Genomic DNA, 14,616 nt, shown 5'->3' with positions numbered 1-14,616 from the left:
GATGCCACGGCCCAGACCCTACCGACCGCCGCCGACACCCACTGACAGCCTCTTGCGGTACCGGCGGTATCACCTTAATGTCGGGCGGCATGGCTGAACGTGCTCCGATCCACCTCGGCACTCCCGACGGCGATCCGATCCTGCTGCTGCATCCGTTCCTGTTGTCGCAGAGCGTGTGGAAGTACGTCGCACCGCAGCTCGCACAGACCGGCCGCTACGACGTGTTCGCCCCGACCATGGCCGGCCACCACGGCGGCGCGCACGCACCGATGCTCCTCGACGTCGCAACGCTGGCCGACGATGTCGAGCGCCGGCTCGACGAGCTCGGCTGGACCACCGCACACATCGTCGGGAACTCGCTGGGCGGCTGGGTGGCCTTCGAGCTGGAACGCCGTGGCCGGGCCCGCACGCTGACCGGCATCGCCCCTGCGGGTGGATGGTCGATGCACACGCTGGCGAAGTACGAGATCATCGCCAAGTTCGTGGCGGCCCTGCCGGTCGTGCTGTCCACTGCGGTGTTGCGTCAGCAGCTGCTCAAACTCCCGATGACGAAGCAGATCTCATATCTGGCCGTGAGCGCGACCCCTGAGGTGCTCAACGACAGCGACCGTCGCGATCTGATCGACGATCTGGCACACTGCCCGGCCTACTTCAAGCTCATGGTGAAGGCACTGACCACCGCGGGGCTGATGGAGATCGGCGATTCCCGTACGCCGACCCAGCTGGTGATCTGCGAGAAGGACCGCGTGCTGCCGGCACCACGATTCACCCGGCACTTCACCAGGAGCCTGGCTCCGGACGCGGTGGTGACCACCCTCAAGGGAGTGGGACATGTCCCGATGTTCGAGGCGCCCGACACCATCACCGGGGTGATCACCGAGTTCGTCGACCGGCACATCGGTCAAACGCGCGCGACGGGATGATCGACCATGCGCGCAGGGCATCCAGTCTGCGCAGAGATCGAGAATTCGGGCGTTTTGACGATCTGAGCGCAGGCTCGGGGATCTGAGCGCAGGCTCGGCGCGGACGATGGCCGCGCCGAGCCCCGATCTCAGCTCTCGGAGGCCGCCAGCGTGTCGTTGAGCGTCTTGCTCGGACGCATCACCGCGGCGGTCTTCTCGGGGTCCGGGTAGTAGTAGCCGCCGATGTCGGCCGGCTTGCCCTGCGCCGCATTGAGTTCGGCGACGATGGCCTGCTCCTGCTCGCCGAGCGCCTTGGCCAGCGGCGCGAAGTGCGCGGCCAGCTCCTTGTCCTCGGTCTGCTCGGCCAGCGCCTGCGCCCAGTACAGCGCGAGGTAGAACTGGCTGCCGCGGTTGTCGAGCTCACCTGTCTTGCGCGACGGGGACTTGTTCTCGTCCAACAACTCACCGGTCGCGGTGTCGAGCGCGGTGGCCAGCACCTTGGCCTTGTCGTTGTTCAGCTTGTTGCCCAGGTCCTCGAGGCTGGCACCCAGCGCGAGGAACTCGCCCAGCGAGTCCCAGCGCAGGTGGTTCTCCTCGACGAGCTGGTGAACGTGCTTGGGCGCCGAACCACCGGCACCGGTCTCGTACAGACCACCGCCGGCCATCAGCGGCACGATCGAGAGCATCTTGGCGCTGGTGCCCAGCTCCAGGATCGGGAACAGGTCGGTCAGGTAATCCCGCAGGATGTTGCCGGTCGCGGCGATGGTGTCCTGGCCGCGAATCACGCGCTCAAGCGTGTACCGCATGGCCCACACCTGCGGCAGGATCGTGATGTCCAGGCCCTCGGTGTCCTCGTCCTTGAGGTACGCCTTGACCTTCTTGCGCAGCTCGTTCTCGTGCGGGCGCTCGTCGTCGAGCCAGAACACGCACGTCATGCCGGACAACCGGGCCCGGTTGACGGCCAGCTTGACCCAGTCCCGGATCGGGGCGTCCTTGACGATGGGCATCCGCCAGATGTCGCCCTCTTCGACTTCCTGGCTCAGCAGCACCTCACCGGAGTCGATGTCGACGATCTTGGCGACACCGGCCTGCGGGATCTCGAAGGTCTTGTCGTGGCTGCCGTACTCCTCGGCCTTCTGCGCCATCAGACCGACGTTGGGAACCGTGCCCATGGTGGTCGGATCGAACTGGCCGTGGGTCTTACAGAAGTTGATCATCTCCTGGTACATCCGGGAGAACGTCGACTCGGGGTTGACGGCCTTGGTGTCCTTGGTGCGGCCGTCGGCGCCGTACATCTTGCCGCCGAGGCGGATCATCGCCGGCATCGACGCATCGACGATGACATCGCTGGGCGAGTGGAAGTTCGAGATGCCTTTCGCCGAGTCCACCATGGCCAGCTCGGGCCGGTGCTCGTGGCAGCGGTGCAGGTCCTCGATGATCTCCTCACGTTGCGAGGCGGGCAGCGCCTCGATCTTGCTGTAGAGATCCGACAGACCGTTGTTGACGTTGACGCCGAGCTCGTCGAAGAGCTTCTCGTGCTTGGCGAAGGCGTCCTTGTAGAAGACCTTGACGGCGTGGCCGAACACGATCGGGTGGCTGACCTTCATCATGGTCGCCTTGACGTGCAGCGAGAACATCACGCCGGTCTTGTAGGCGTCCTCGATCTGCTCCTCGTAGAACTCGATCAACGCCTTCTTGCTCATGTACATGGAGTCGATGACGTCGCCCGCGTCGAGCTTGACCTCGGGCTTCAAGACGATGGTCTCGCCGGAGGTGGTCTCCAGCTCCATGCGTACGTTGCGCGCCTTGTCCAGGGTCATCGACTTCTCACCGTGGTAGAAGTCGCCGTCCTTCATGGTGGCCACGTGGGTCCGCGAGGCCTGCGACCACTTGCCCATGCTGTGCGGGTGCTTGCGCGCGTACTCCTTGACCGCCTTGGGTGCACGACGGTCCGAGTTTCCTTCGCGCAGAACGGGGTTCACCGCACTGCCGAGGATCTTCGAGTAGCGATCCCGGATCGCCTTCTCTTCGTCGGTCTTCGGGTCACCCGGGTAGTCCGGGATGGCGTAGCCCTTCTCCTGCAGCTCCTTGATCGCAGCGGCGAGCTGCGGGACCGAAGCGCTGATGTTGGGCAGCTTGATGATGTTGGTTTCGGGCAGCTGGGTGAGGCGGCCCAGCTCACCGAGGTTGTCCGGGACCTTCTGGTCCTCGGTCAGATAGTCACCGAATTCGGCCAGGATGCGGGCCGCCACCGAGATGTCACTGGTCTGGATATCGATACCCGCCGGCTCTGCAAAGGCGCGGACGATCGGCAAGAAGGAGTACGTCGCAAGCAGCGGCGCCTCGTCGGTCAGCGTGTAGATGATGGTCGGCTGCTGGGCAGTCATGGTTGCTCTCCCGGCGTCAGTCTGGGTTCGACGAGGATCACTCGTTCTCACCCGCGGTTATTCGCTGCTCTGTATCGCGGGCCAGACTACAAGGGCGCGAACGGCCGCGAAGGAGCAGCTTTCATTACTGACCAGTAACTTTGGGTTACGGCGAGCCGTCCGCCGCCTCGGCGCGCCCACTGGACTGAACGTGTTTCAGTCCCGTCGCTGCAGAACCGGCAAACACTTCCAAGAACCGACTGGCACCGCCTCAGCGCGTTGCGATAAGCTGCAGGCCGGTCATGAGTGTCAGCATCAAGCCCCGGCTTGCTGGCCGGCAACCCTCCAACCGCGGTGGGGTGCCCCGGGTGATGACCAGGTTGAGCAGTCGTACGCGGCTGCAAGGCAAGCGCGGGTCCGAAGGTACGGGCCCCCAGACAGACAGGGAAACCTGATGGAGGCCAGCCATGTGTATGTGTCAGTGAACCCTTGGTGTCCGCCCGTCGTGATCGACGACAGGCCCGGCGCCCGGTAGCCGACCGCACTAACTACCTTCCTCATCCCCTTCACGGAGGAGACACCCCAGCCATGACAAACCCTGAAATCGTCGCGAACTGGTCGTTCGAGACCAAGCAGGTCCACGCGGGTCAGAGCCCCGATGCCGCCACGAAGGCCCGGGCCCTGCCGATCTACCAGACCACGTCCTACACCTTCGACAGCACCGACCACGCCGCCGCCCTGTTCGGGCTGGCCGAGCCGGGCAACATCTACACCCGTATCGGTAACCCCACCACCGATGTCGTCGAGCAGCGCATCGCCGCACTCGAAGGCGGCGTCGCCGCGCTGCTGCTGTCCTCGGGCCAGGCCGCCGAGACGTTCGCCATCCTCAACCTGGCCGGCGCCGGCGACCACATCGTGTCCAGCCCCAGGCTGTACGGCGGCACGTACAACCTGTTCCACTACACGCTGCCCAAGCTGGGCATCGAGGTCAGCTTCGTCGAGGACCCCGACAGCCTGGACAGCTGGCGGGCAGCGGTGCGGCCGAACACCAAGGCCTTCTTCGCCGAGACCATCTCCAACCCCCAGATCGACATTCTCGACATCCCGAACGTGTCCGCCGTGGCACACGAGAACGGTGTCCCGCTGATCGTCGACAACACCATCGCCACCCCATACCTGATCCAGCCGATCGCGCTCGGCGCCGACATCGTCGTGCACTCGGCCACCAAGTACCTCGGTGGCCACGGTTCGGCGATCGCCGGCGTGATCGTCGACAGCGGCAACTTCGACTGGACGCAGGGCCGCCACCCCGGGTTCACCACACCGGACCCCAGCTACCACGGCGTGGTGTTCTCCGAGCTCGGCCCGCCCGCCTACGCGCTCAAGGCCCGGGTGCAGCTGCTGCGCGACCTGGGCAGCGCGATCGCCCCCTTCAACGCCTTTTTGATCGCCCAGGGATTGGAAACGCTGTCACTGCGTGTTGAACGCCACGTGGCCAATGCGCAGAAGGTCGCCGAGTTCCTCGCCGGGCACTCCGGCGTCACCTCGGTGAACTACGCCGGACTCCCCACCTCACCCTGGTACGAGCTGGGCCGGACCATCGCCCCGAAGGGCACCGGCGCCGTGCTCGCCTTCGAGCTGGAGGGCGGGATCGAGGCCGGCAAGGCGTTCGTCAACGCCCTGACCCTGCACAGCCACGTCGCCAACATCGGTGACGTGCGGTCCCTGGTGATCCACCCCGCCTCGACCACCCACGCGCAGCTCTCCCCCGAAGAGCAGCTGTCGACCGGCGTCACCCCCGGCCTCGTGCGGCTGGCCGTCGGTATCGAGGGAATCGACGACATCCTGGCCGACCTGAAGCAGGGATTCGCCGCCGCCCGTCCGTTCAGCGGCGTCCCGCAGACTGCGGCGACGGTGTAGGACGGCGAGAGAAGACCGGCATGACGATCACCGAAGAACCAGCCGTGTCCACCCTGCCTCTGCCTGCCGAAGGCGAGATCAGCGTGGTGCACATCGGTGCCCTGACGCTCGAGAACGGCACCGTCCTGCCCGACGTGTCGATCGCCGTGCAGCGCTGGGGTGAACTGTCACCCGCACGCGACAACGTGGTGATGGTGCTGCACGCACTGACCGGCGACTCCCACGTCACGGGACCGGCCGGCGACGGACATCCGACCGCAGGCTGGTGGGACGGGGTGGCCGGACCGGGCGCCCCGATCGACACCGACCAGTGGTGCGCGATTTCGACCAATGTGCTCGGCGGGTGCCGCGGGTCCACCGGGCCCGGCTCGCTCGCCCCCGACGGAAAGCCCTGGGGCTCAAGGTTTCCCCAGATCACGATCCGCGACCAGGTGGAGGCCGACCGGGCCGCACTGGCAGCCTTCGGCATCACCGAGGTGGCTGCCGTGGTCGGCGGGTCGATGGGTGGAGCCCGCGCGCTGGAATGGCTCGTCGGGCACCCCGACGAAGTCCGGGCCGGACTGGTCCTGGCTGTCGGCGCCCGCGCCACCGCCGATCAGATCGGCACCCAGAGCACCCAGGTGGCCGCGATCAAGGCCGATCCGGACTGGCAGGGCGGCGACTACTACGGCACCGACCGGGCCCCGCTGGCCGGCATGGAGATCGCCCGGCGCTTCGCGCACCTGACCTATCGCGGCGAGGAAGAGCTCGACGAGCGGTTCGGCAACGACGCCCAGGGCGACGAGGATCCGACCACCGGCGGGCGCTACGGGGTGCAGAGCTACCTGGAATACCAGGGCGGCAAATTGGCCCGCCGGTTCGATCCGGGTACCTATGTGGCTCTCTCGGATGCGTTGTCCACCCACGATGTGGGCCGTGGCCGCGGCGGAGTCGCCAGTGCGCTGCGTGGTTGTCCCGTGCCCGTCATCGTCGGCGGGATCACGTCCGACCGGCTCTATCCCATCCGGCTACAGCAGGAACTGGCCGAGTTGCTGCCCGGCTGCAACGGCCTGGACGTCGTCGACTCGGCGTACGGCCACGACGGCTTCCTGGTCGAGACGGAAGTGGTGGGCAAGTTGATCCGCCGCACGCTGGAGCTGGCACAACGGTGAGCTCGCCCAAGCAGCGTTCCCTGTCCTTCGGCTCAGAAGCCGCGGCCTACGAACGCGGCCGGCCGTCGTATCCGCCGGAGACGATCGACTGGCTGCTCCCCGAGGGAGCCCAGGATGTGCTGGACCTGGGCGCAGGCACCGGCAAGCTGACCACCCGGCTCGTCGAGCGCGGGCTGGACGTGATCGCCGTCGATCCCATCCCGGAAATGCTTGAGCTGCTGTCGAACTCACTGCCGGACACCCCGGCACTGCTGGGCACGGCCGAGGAGATCCCACTGGCCGACAACAGCGTCGACGCAGTACTGGTGGCTCAGGCCTGGCACTGGTTCGATCCCGAGCGGGCCGTCAAGGAGGTCAGCCGGGTGCTGCGCCCCGGCGGCCGGCTGGGCCTGGTGTGGAACACGCGCGACGAAAGGCTGGGCTGGGTCAAGGATCTGGGCCGGATCATCGGCCCCGAACATGATCCGTTCAACAACGAGGTGACGCTGGCCGAGCCGTTCGGAGAGATCGAACGGCATCAGGTGGAGTGGACGAGTTACCTGACACCCCAGGCCCTCATCGATCTGGTGGCCTCTCGCAGCTACTGCATCACCTCACCGGAGCAGGTGCGTACCCGGACACTGGAGCAGGTCCGCGAACTGCTGGCCACGCACCCGGCGCTGGCCAACTCGTCGGGGCTGGCGTTGCCCTACGTCACGGTGGGCATCCGGGCGACTCTGGCCTAGCCCGCCGGGCGGCCGAGGATGAACTCGCCGATGACGGCGGTGCCGGGGCCCGGCCGGGCCCCAGGGCCCGGGGCGGCCGTTGCCGTCGCCGCGTCGAGTTCGCCTCCGCATTCTGCACACACGGTCTTGACCGTCGTGACGCGACCGCATTCGCTGTGGACGATGAGCGCCGGCGGTCCCTCCGCGCCGGCCAGCCATTTGTCTCCCCAGGCGAGCAGTGTCGCGATCACCGGGTACAGATCGCGCCCCTTGTCGGTGAGCAGGTACTCGTAGCGCGGCGGCGCACTCTGGTACTGGCGCCGTTCCACCACACCGTGGCGTTCGAGTTCGTCCAGGCGTGCGGCCAGGATGTTCGACGCGATACCGAGATCGCGCCGGATGTCCTCGAACCGCGTCATCCCCGCGAACAGGTCGCGCAGGACCAGCGGCGTCCACCGCTGCCCCACCACCTCGACAGCCCGTGCGATCGAGCACGAGATGTCGCTGAAGGACTGTTTCGGCACCCCTCAACCGTAGTCCATTGCAATTCGCAATGAACTGCGGTTGAGTAGGTTGCAAATCGCAATCCAGGTGAGGACAGGGCATGACAACGACTACCAATTCGGTCGCCGCGTTCTGCGACGCCACCCGCACCAACGACCTCGACGCGCTCGTCGCGACCCTCGCGCCCGACGCAGAGCTGGTCTCACCGCTCTCCGGCCGAATGGTGTTCCGGGGGCATGACGATCTTCGGCAGCTCCTCGGCGCGGTGTACGGGGACCTGCGGGACCTCACCTGGGACGAAGTGATCGGCGATGGTCCGACCCGCGTCGCGATCAGCGAGGGCCGGGTTGCGGGCGTCACGATCACCGATGCGTTGGTGTTCGAACTCGATGGGAGCGGGCGGATCCGACGCCTGCGTCCGCACCTGCGGCCGTGGCTTGCGACCACGGTGTTCGCCATGCGGCTCGGACCGAAACTCGTCCGCCATCCCGGCGTCCTGCGCCGCGCCCTCAGGCGCTGAGCGCGGCCGCCTCGGCCTCCGGGCCGAACCAGCGCTCCAGCGCCGCTCGCAGACCGTCGTGGTCGGATTCGTCTGCGGCCCAGGCCACGTAGCCGTCGGGCCGGATCAACAACGCCGCGGCAGGCCGATCGGCAACGGTCGCCTCGATGACGTCGACCCGATCCCGCCAGCCCGAGACCGCGTCGGCACACCCGCTGCCGGACAGGTCGAGCAGCACGGGACGTCCCCGGTGCAACAGCTGCGCGATCCGGCGGCCGTCGGACAACGTCAACGCCGGGACGAAGCGTCCGGACAGCCTGTGCTCATCGCCGACGTCGTAGCGGACATCGGCACCGGCAAGCACGCCGGCGATGTGCGACGAGCCGTCCGGTGTCGCCAGCAGCTCACCGAAAAGTGTTCGGAGCGCCGTGACTTCGGGACCGGCAGCCATCAGGGCAGCCTGCGCCATCGAGTGCATCATCACCCGCTGCCCGGCCGGCCAGCGCTCACTGTGATAGCTGTCCAGCAAGCCGTCCGGTGCCCACCCCTGCACGGCGGCGGCGAGTTTCCAGCCCAGGTTCATCGCATCCTGCATGCCCAGGTTCAAGCCGGGCCCGCCCATCGCCGAATGGACGTGGGCGGCATCGCCCACCAGGAAGACGTTGCCGGCGCGGTACTGCGCGGCCTGACGGGTGTTCTGACCATTGATCCGCCGCAGGGCGTGCGGCCCCGGCCCGCTCGGCGGTTGTATCGGCAGATCGGCGCCGACCACCCGCTTCACGCTCTCGCGCAGTTCGTCGAAGGTCAACTCAGGAGCGTCGTCGGGCAGGACCGAACCGTATTCGATCGTCCCGAGCATCGAGCGGCCTGCCTGGAACTCCGCATAGATCAGCACACCGCCTTCGAACCGATTGTGACCGAACGGGATTCGCCCGACACCGGGGATGTCCAGCGCACCGTAGCCGGTGCGCAACTCGTCCGGCAGGCTGATGTGGGCCACCCGCGATACGACATCGGTGGTCAGCCCGGGAAAGTCGATGCCCGCCTTCTTCCGGACCGGACTGCGGCCGCCGTCGGCACCGACGAGGTAGGTGGCCGGCAAGCGGTAGTTCCCCTCGGGCGAAGAGACATCGAGGACCACGCCGTCGGAACCCTGCTCGAAATCGGTGAGTTCATGTCCCCACCGGATCTCGGCCCCCAGGCCCTGAACCCAGTCGGCCAGTGCGCGCACCACCCGGGGCTGTTGAATCAGCATGCCGTACATGGGGTTGTCCACGACGTCGGTGAACGGCACCTGCATGCCCGCGAAGATGTAGCCGTCCATCTGCTGCGGAGGCTCATCCGATCCGCTCAGCGTCTGATACAAGCCGCGTAGGTCGAGCACGCGATTGGCCTGTCCGACAATGCCATTGGCCTTGAGCTCCGGACTGGGCTCGGCCAGCTGCTCGAGCACCACCGGCCGCAACCCGGCCAGGGCCAACTCCCCCGCCACCAGCAGGCCGTTGGGACCCGCGCCCGAGATGACGACGTCTACCTGATCTTTCATTTGTCCCCTCCCGGTTCGGGTAGGCCCGCGGCCACCGCCGCGAACCCTTTGCGCAGCAGTGACGTGAAAGCCACCGGCGGATCTGAGTTTCCGTATTCGTCCATCGCGACATCACCGACCGCCCGCACGACGGCGGCCACGAGCCGCGGGTACATGTCGCGCTGGGGATCGGTACCGGTCCGCTCGGCGATCGCCGCCACCCATTCGTCAACCATCCCGCGGAAGGTGGCATCCCGAATCTCAGGGATCATCAGCAGTTTTCGAACCTCGCCCAGCTGCTGACGGGTCGGCAGTGCGTTCTCTACACCGTAGACGTCGGCCATGTCGGCGTCCAATGGTTTGAGCACCGATTCCGTGATGGCCGTCCACAGCGGCTCGTCGGCGGGACGCGCGCGCAGCAGGTCGATGCTGCGCCGCATGCGTTCCTGCTGCCGGTAGGCCAGCGCGTCGTATTTGCCGGCGAAGTAGTTGGTGAACGTGCGCAGCGAGACCCCGGCCAGGTTGGCGATGTCCTCGCGGGTGACGTTCTCCAGGCCGCGCTCGAAGGCCAGGCTCAGCGCGGCATCGCTCAGCGCCCTGCGGGTATCGATCTTCTTGCGTTCTCGCAGTCCGGGTGCCATGTCTTCACGGTAGATCAAATATTGCCTATTGGGCAATATTGCCTCCTGGGCATTTCCTGTGAAAATCAGTCGACGCCGGGCCGCCGCCGCGCCTACCGTGGCAGCCATGTCAGTGACCTACATCCGCTTGCGCATCACATAGCCGGCGGAGCTTCACTTTCCAGGAACGTCCGCCGCAGCAGCTTTGTCCCTGCGAGCGCGGAGCATTCGTGTCTTCAACTCATCACGGCCGGCATGAGTACGGCCAGAATTTCCTGTGCGATCGTCGAGTGGTCGCCGATATCGTCGAAATCGTCGCGCACACAACAGGTCCCATTGTCGAGATCGGCGCCGGTGACGGCGCGCTGACCCTGCCGCTGCAACGGCTGGATCGGCCGCTGACCGCCATCGAGATCGACCGCCGGAGGGCCAGACGACTTGCGGACCGGACCTCGGCCGAGGTGGTCAGTGCCGACTTCCTGCGGTACCGGCTGCCCCAGACGCCGCACGTGGTGGTGGGCAATCTACCCTTCCACCTGACCACCGCGATCCTGCGGCGGCTGTTACACGGACCAGGATGGACCGACGCCGTACTGCTGATGCAGTGGGAGGCGGCCCGGCGGCGGGCCGCTGTCGGCGGCGCCACCATGATGACCGCACAGTGGTGGCCGTGGTTCGAATTCGGTTTGGCACGAAAGGTTTCCGCGGACGCGTTTCGGCCACGCCCCGGTGTGGACGCCGGGCTGCTGACCATCACGCGCCGCGACGAACCGTTGATCCCGTGGGCCGAGCGTCGCCGGTATCAGGCACTGGCCCACGAGGTGTTCACCGGGCGGGGCCGCGGCCTGGCACAGATCCTGCGGCCTCACGTGGATCGGCGGTGGTTGCAGGCCAATGGAATTCATCCGTCAGCGCTGCCACGGGACCTGTCCGCCCAACAGTGGGCGGCGTTGTTCGCCGCGGTCCGCTAGCTGGTGCCCAGCGGGTCGATGGTCCAGGCGATGTAGAGCACCGCGGCGCTCACCGTCGCCGTGGTGGCGAAATCGATGGTCCGCGAGCGCACCACCAGCAGACCTGCCCGGTCGTCGGTCAGCGCCAGCCGCAGCGCTGCCGCCACCCCCACCCCGATTCCGATGAACAGTGCGCCGCGGCGCCAGTAGCCCGCCACGACCAAGACGAACGCCGCGATGAAGATCAGCCCGACCACCAGGATCGGCCACTGTCCGGCGAACACCTTGCGGACGAACTCGTTGACTGTCACGCCAGTTTCGACTCTTCGAGCTCGACGACGTTGGTCAGCAGGAACGCGCGCGTCAGCGGTCCCACCCCACCCGGGTTGGGCGACACATGCCCGGCCACGTCCCAGACGTCGGGTGCAACGTCGCCGGTCAGCTTGCCGTCCACCCGGCTCACGCCGACGTCGACGACGGCCGCGCCCGGCTTGACCATGTCCGCGGTGACCATGTGCGGAACACCGACCGCGGCGATGATGACGTCGGCCTGACGGGTCAGCGCGGGCAGATCCCGGGTGCCGGTATGGCAGAGCGTGACGGTGGCGTTCTCCGAACGCCTGGTGAGCAACAGGCCCATCGGCCGGCCGACGGTGACCCCACGTCCGATCACCACGACATGCGCCCCGGCGATCGGCACGTCGAACCGGCGCAGCAGATGCACGATGCCGCGCGGAGTACAGGGCAGAGGCGCTTCCTTGCCGAGCACCAGCCGACCGAGGTTCGTCGGATGGAGACCGTCGGCGTCCTTGGCCGGATCGATGCGCTCCAGCGCGGCGTTCTCGTCCAGATGCTTGGGCAGCGGCAGCTGCACGATGTAGCCCGTGCACTCCGGGTTGGCGTTGAGCTCGTCGATCGTCTCGTCGAGCTGGGCCTGCGTGATGTCGGCGGGCAGGTCACGGCGGATCGAGTTGATCCCGACCTTTGCGCAGTCGGCGTGCTTGCCGCGGACATAGGCCTGCGAACCGGGGTCGTCACCTACCAGCACGGTCCCGAGACCGGGTGTCCGGCCGGCTTCGGCCAACTTCGCTACACGCTGCTTGAGGTCGACGAAGATCTCGTCGCGCGTCGCCTTACCGTCCAACACAATGGAACCCACGGTCCCCATTGTGTCAGTCGCGTGGCAGGCTCAGCATATGAACACCCAGCCCAATGTGTTCACTGATGTTTTCAGTGAGGCCAAGCTCGGCCCCGTGACGCTGCGCAACCGCATCATCAAGGCCGCCACCTTCGAAGCGTCCACGCCTGATGCGCTGGTCACGGAGGATTTGATCAACTATCACCGGCTGCCCGCGGCCGGCGGTGTCGGCATGACCACCGTCGCCTACTGCGCGGTGGCCCCCGGCGGCCGCACCGACGGCTGGCAGATCTGGATGCGGCCCGAGGCCGTTCCCGGACTGACCAAGCTGACCGAGACCATCCATGCCGAGGGTGCCGCCATCAGTGCCCAGATCGGCCATGCCGGGCCGGTCGCCAACTCACGCACGAACAAGGCCAAGGCGCTGGCGCCGGTCCGGTTCTTCAACCCGCTGTCGATGCGATTTGCCAAGAAGGCCTCGATCGACGACATCCGCGACGTCACCGAAGCGCACGCCAACGCCGCGCGGCTGGCCATCGACTCCGGTTTCGACGCGGTCGAGGTACACCTCGGTCACAACTACCTGGCCAGCTCCTTCCTGTCGCCGCTCATCAATCGGCGCACCGACGAGTTCGGCGGATCGCTGGAGAACCGGGCCAAGGTCGCCCGTGGCGTCGTGCGCGCGGTGCGCGACGCCGTCGACAAGCACGGCGACCGGAAGATCGCCGTCATCGCCAAACTCAACATGAGCGACGGTGTCCGCGGCGGCATCCCGATCGACGAGTCCCTGCAGACGGCGAAGTGGCTCGAGGAGGACGGCGGCCTGGACGCCATCGAGCTGACCGCGGGCAGCTCGCTGGTCAACCCGATGTACCTGTTCCGCGGCGGTGCGCCGGTCAAGGAGTTCGCCGCGAACTTCAAGCCCCCGATCAGCTGGGGCATCCGGATGAGCGGCAACAAGTTCTTCCGCGAGTACCCGTATCACGAGGCGTATCTGATGCGCGACGCCGAGAAGTTCCGCGCCGAGCTGAGCATGCCGATCATCCTGCTGGGCGGCATCACCAACCGCGAGACGATGGACCGGGCGATGGCGGCGGGCTTCGAGTTCATCGCGATGGGGCGCGCGCTGCTCGCCGAGCCGGACCTGCTCAACCGGATCCAGGCCGAGGAAGCCAAGGGCTCGGTCAAATCGCTCTGTACGCATTGCAACATGTGCATGCCGACGATCTACAGCCACACTCACTGCGTGGTGACGGGAGCCCCGGACTCACTCGTGAGCTAATAGCTAAATGGTCAGCGACGCCAGCGACACCATGGTCACCTACCGGTACGTGCGGGTAGGCCTGGTCGCACTGGTGGTGTTCCTGTTGACCTCACTGGCGTTGACGTGGGCGCACAGTTGCCCGCAGGGGTCGATCAGCGCGTTCTTCTACACCCGCACCCACGCGGTGTTCCTGGCCTCGCTGTGCGCGATCGGCATCTGCCTGATCGCGTACAAGGGCAGCCGGGTGGGTGAGGACGCGTTGCTGAACTACTCCGGTTTCATGGCATTCATCGTCGCCCTGGTGCCCACCGGCCCCGACGACCTGTGCCAGCCATGGCTTCCCAGCGTGACCGACCCGTTCGGCGGTGTCGCGAACAACGTCGCCGCATTGTTCGTCGCCGTGGCCGCCGGCACCGGAATGTACCTGGCGCTCGGCCGCTGGCGGCGTCCACAAGAGCCACCTGTCGCGTCGGTCCCGTCCTGCGACGAGGCCGCCACCCTGTGGAAGACCGTCGCCACCGCGCTGCTTCGGGTCGAAAAATGGCTTCCGGCAGCGCTGTTGGTGATCGCCGTCGCCGGGGCCCCGCTGATGTTGTGGGATTGGTTCGCCCAGCACGCACATGTGATCGCCGCGGTGGCGATGTTCCTGGCCATCACGCTGGTGGCGGTCTACCACGCGTGCTACGCCCGGGCTGCCGTGCGCCAGCACCTGGCCCGGTTCTACGCGACCATCGCCGCGCTCATGCTGATCACCGTCGTGGCCGGCATCGTGCTGCTGATTCTCGGCTGGCACTTCGGCGTGATCACCGTCGAACTCATCCTGATCGTGCTGTTCGCGGTGTTCTGGGCCGTGCAGACCTGGGACGTCTGGGATGCCCAGGACCGCTACCCGGCGGAAGCCGTTCCCACGCTGGCCAACGCCACGCCGTAACCGGCTACACCGTGAGCTAACTCATCGGCGCTATTTCTGGCATCCCTCAAGCGTGGCCCGAACAATCGCGCAGCGGCAATCTGCAGGCGAACTGCCGTTTGCCTAAGCGTCGAAAAACTGACGGTATTGCTCATTCCAGATC

Annotated in this window: 14 protein-coding genes and 1 riboswitch; of the genes, 8 read left to right on the top strand and 6 right to left on the bottom strand. The window is 66.8% G+C overall.

Annotation, left to right across the window (positions count from 1 at the left end; translation table 11 throughout):
- Positions 1-89 precede the first annotated feature (89 nt).
- The gene (locus tag TX88_RS09980; RefSeq protein ID WP_044519266.1) at positions 90-923 is read left to right on the top strand and encodes an epoxide hydrolase EphH; all 834 of its coding nucleotides are present in this window, start codon (positions 90-92) and stop codon (positions 921-923) included.
- A gap of 128 nt (positions 924-1,051) precedes the next feature.
- On the opposite strand, the gene TX88_RS09975 is transcribed toward TX88_RS09980, so the two are convergent.
- On the bottom strand, positions 1,052-3,289 hold the full coding sequence (locus TX88_RS09975) for an NADP-dependent isocitrate dehydrogenase (RefSeq protein ID WP_044516455.1): 2,238 nt from the start codon (positions 3,287-3,289) through the stop codon (positions 1,052-1,054).
- A gap of 277 nt (positions 3,290-3,566) precedes the next feature.
- Positions 3,567-3,686: riboswitch (SAM riboswitch) on the top strand.
- A gap of 170 nt (positions 3,687-3,856) precedes the next feature.
- Between TX88_RS09975 and TX88_RS09970 the strand changes: the two genes are divergently transcribed.
- Genes TX88_RS09970 through TX88_RS09960 form a run of 3 tightly spaced genes read left to right on the top strand, consistent with a single transcriptional unit; the run spans position 3,857 to position 7,064 of the window.
- On the top strand, positions 3,857-5,188 hold the full coding sequence (locus TX88_RS09970) for a bifunctional o-acetylhomoserine/o-acetylserine sulfhydrylase (RefSeq protein WP_044516454.1): 1,332 nt from the start codon (positions 3,857-3,859) through the stop codon (positions 5,186-5,188).
- Between the two features lie 20 nt (positions 5,189-5,208).
- On the top strand, positions 5,209-6,339 hold the full coding sequence (gene metX, locus TX88_RS09965; RefSeq protein ID WP_044516452.1) for a homoserine O-acetyltransferase MetX: 1,131 nt from the start codon (positions 5,209-5,211) through the stop codon (positions 6,337-6,339).
- Positions 6,336-7,064: a class I SAM-dependent methyltransferase gene (locus TX88_RS09960; RefSeq protein ID WP_044516451.1), complete on the top strand. Its 729-nt coding sequence runs from the start codon at positions 6,336-6,338 to the stop codon at positions 7,062-7,064. Before metX ends, TX88_RS09960 begins: the two co-directional genes overlap by 4 nt.
- Here the strand turns inward: TX88_RS09960 and TX88_RS09955 are convergent.
- Complete coding sequence (locus TX88_RS09955; protein ID WP_044516449.1) at positions 7,061-7,567, bottom strand: winged helix-turn-helix transcriptional regulator; 507 nt, start codon at positions 7,565-7,567, stop codon at positions 7,061-7,063. The genes TX88_RS09960 and TX88_RS09955 overlap by 4 nt on opposite strands.
- An 80-nt stretch (positions 7,568-7,647) precedes the next feature.
- On the opposite strand from TX88_RS09955, the gene TX88_RS09950 reads away from it, so the two are divergent.
- The gene (locus TX88_RS09950; RefSeq protein ID WP_044516448.1) at positions 7,648-8,067 is read left to right on the top strand and encodes a nuclear transport factor 2 family protein; all 420 of its coding nucleotides are present in this window, start codon (positions 7,648-7,650) and stop codon (positions 8,065-8,067) included.
- Here the strand turns inward: TX88_RS09950 and TX88_RS09945 are convergent.
- Both TX88_RS09945 and TX88_RS09940 read right to left on the bottom strand, forming a co-directional pair.
- Complete coding sequence (locus tag TX88_RS09945; protein WP_044516446.1) at positions 8,057-9,592, bottom strand: FAD-dependent monooxygenase; 1,536 nt, start codon at positions 9,590-9,592, stop codon at positions 8,057-8,059. The genes TX88_RS09950 and TX88_RS09945 overlap by 11 nt on opposite strands.
- Positions 9,589-10,212 carry a TetR/AcrR family transcriptional regulator gene (locus TX88_RS09940; RefSeq protein ID WP_044516444.1) on the bottom strand — a complete coding sequence of 208 codons (624 nt, stop codon included), beginning with the start codon at positions 10,210-10,212 and terminating at the stop codon, positions 9,589-9,591. The genes TX88_RS09945 and TX88_RS09940 overlap by 4 nt, the downstream gene beginning before the upstream one ends.
- A gap of 209 nt (positions 10,213-10,421) precedes the next feature.
- Here TX88_RS09940 and erm point away from each other — a divergent pair, with 209 nt between their 5' ends.
- On the top strand, positions 10,422-11,162 hold the full coding sequence (gene erm, locus TX88_RS09935) for a 23S ribosomal RNA methyltransferase Erm (RefSeq protein WP_044516443.1): 741 nt from the start codon (positions 10,422-10,424) through the stop codon (positions 11,160-11,162).
- Here the strand turns inward: erm and TX88_RS09930 are convergent.
- Complete coding sequence (locus TX88_RS09930; protein WP_044516441.1) at positions 11,159-11,452, bottom strand: DUF3017 domain-containing protein; 294 nt, start codon at positions 11,450-11,452, stop codon at positions 11,159-11,161. The genes erm and TX88_RS09930 overlap by 4 nt on opposite strands.
- Positions 11,449-12,300 carry a bifunctional methylenetetrahydrofolate dehydrogenase/methenyltetrahydrofolate cyclohydrolase gene (locus tag TX88_RS09925; RefSeq protein WP_044519265.1) on the bottom strand — a complete coding sequence of 284 codons (852 nt, stop codon included), beginning with the start codon at positions 12,298-12,300 and terminating at the stop codon, positions 11,449-11,451. Before TX88_RS09925 ends, TX88_RS09930 begins: the two co-directional genes overlap by 4 nt.
- Positions 12,301-12,337: 37 nt before the next feature.
- On the opposite strand from TX88_RS09925, the gene TX88_RS09920 reads away from it, so the two are divergent.
- Together TX88_RS09920 and TX88_RS09915 are read left to right on the top strand one after the other, a co-directional pair.
- A complete protein-coding gene (locus TX88_RS09920; protein WP_044516440.1) occupies positions 12,338-13,561 on the top strand; it encodes an NADH:flavin oxidoreductase in 1,224 nt (407 codons plus the stop codon).
- A 7-nt stretch (positions 13,562-13,568) separates the two neighbouring features.
- The gene (locus TX88_RS09915; RefSeq protein ID WP_044516438.1) at positions 13,569-14,474 is read left to right on the top strand and encodes a hypothetical protein; all 906 of its coding nucleotides are present in this window, start codon (positions 13,569-13,571) and stop codon (positions 14,472-14,474) included.
- Positions 14,475-14,616: the final 142 nt, after the last annotated feature.

It is taken from the genome of Mycolicibacterium septicum DSM 44393, from assembly GCF_000455325.1.
GTDB classification, from domain to species: Bacteria; Actinomycetota; Actinomycetes; order Mycobacteriales; family Mycobacteriaceae; genus Mycobacterium; species Mycobacterium septicum.
This window is presented reverse-complemented; position numbering and strand designations above follow the sequence as displayed.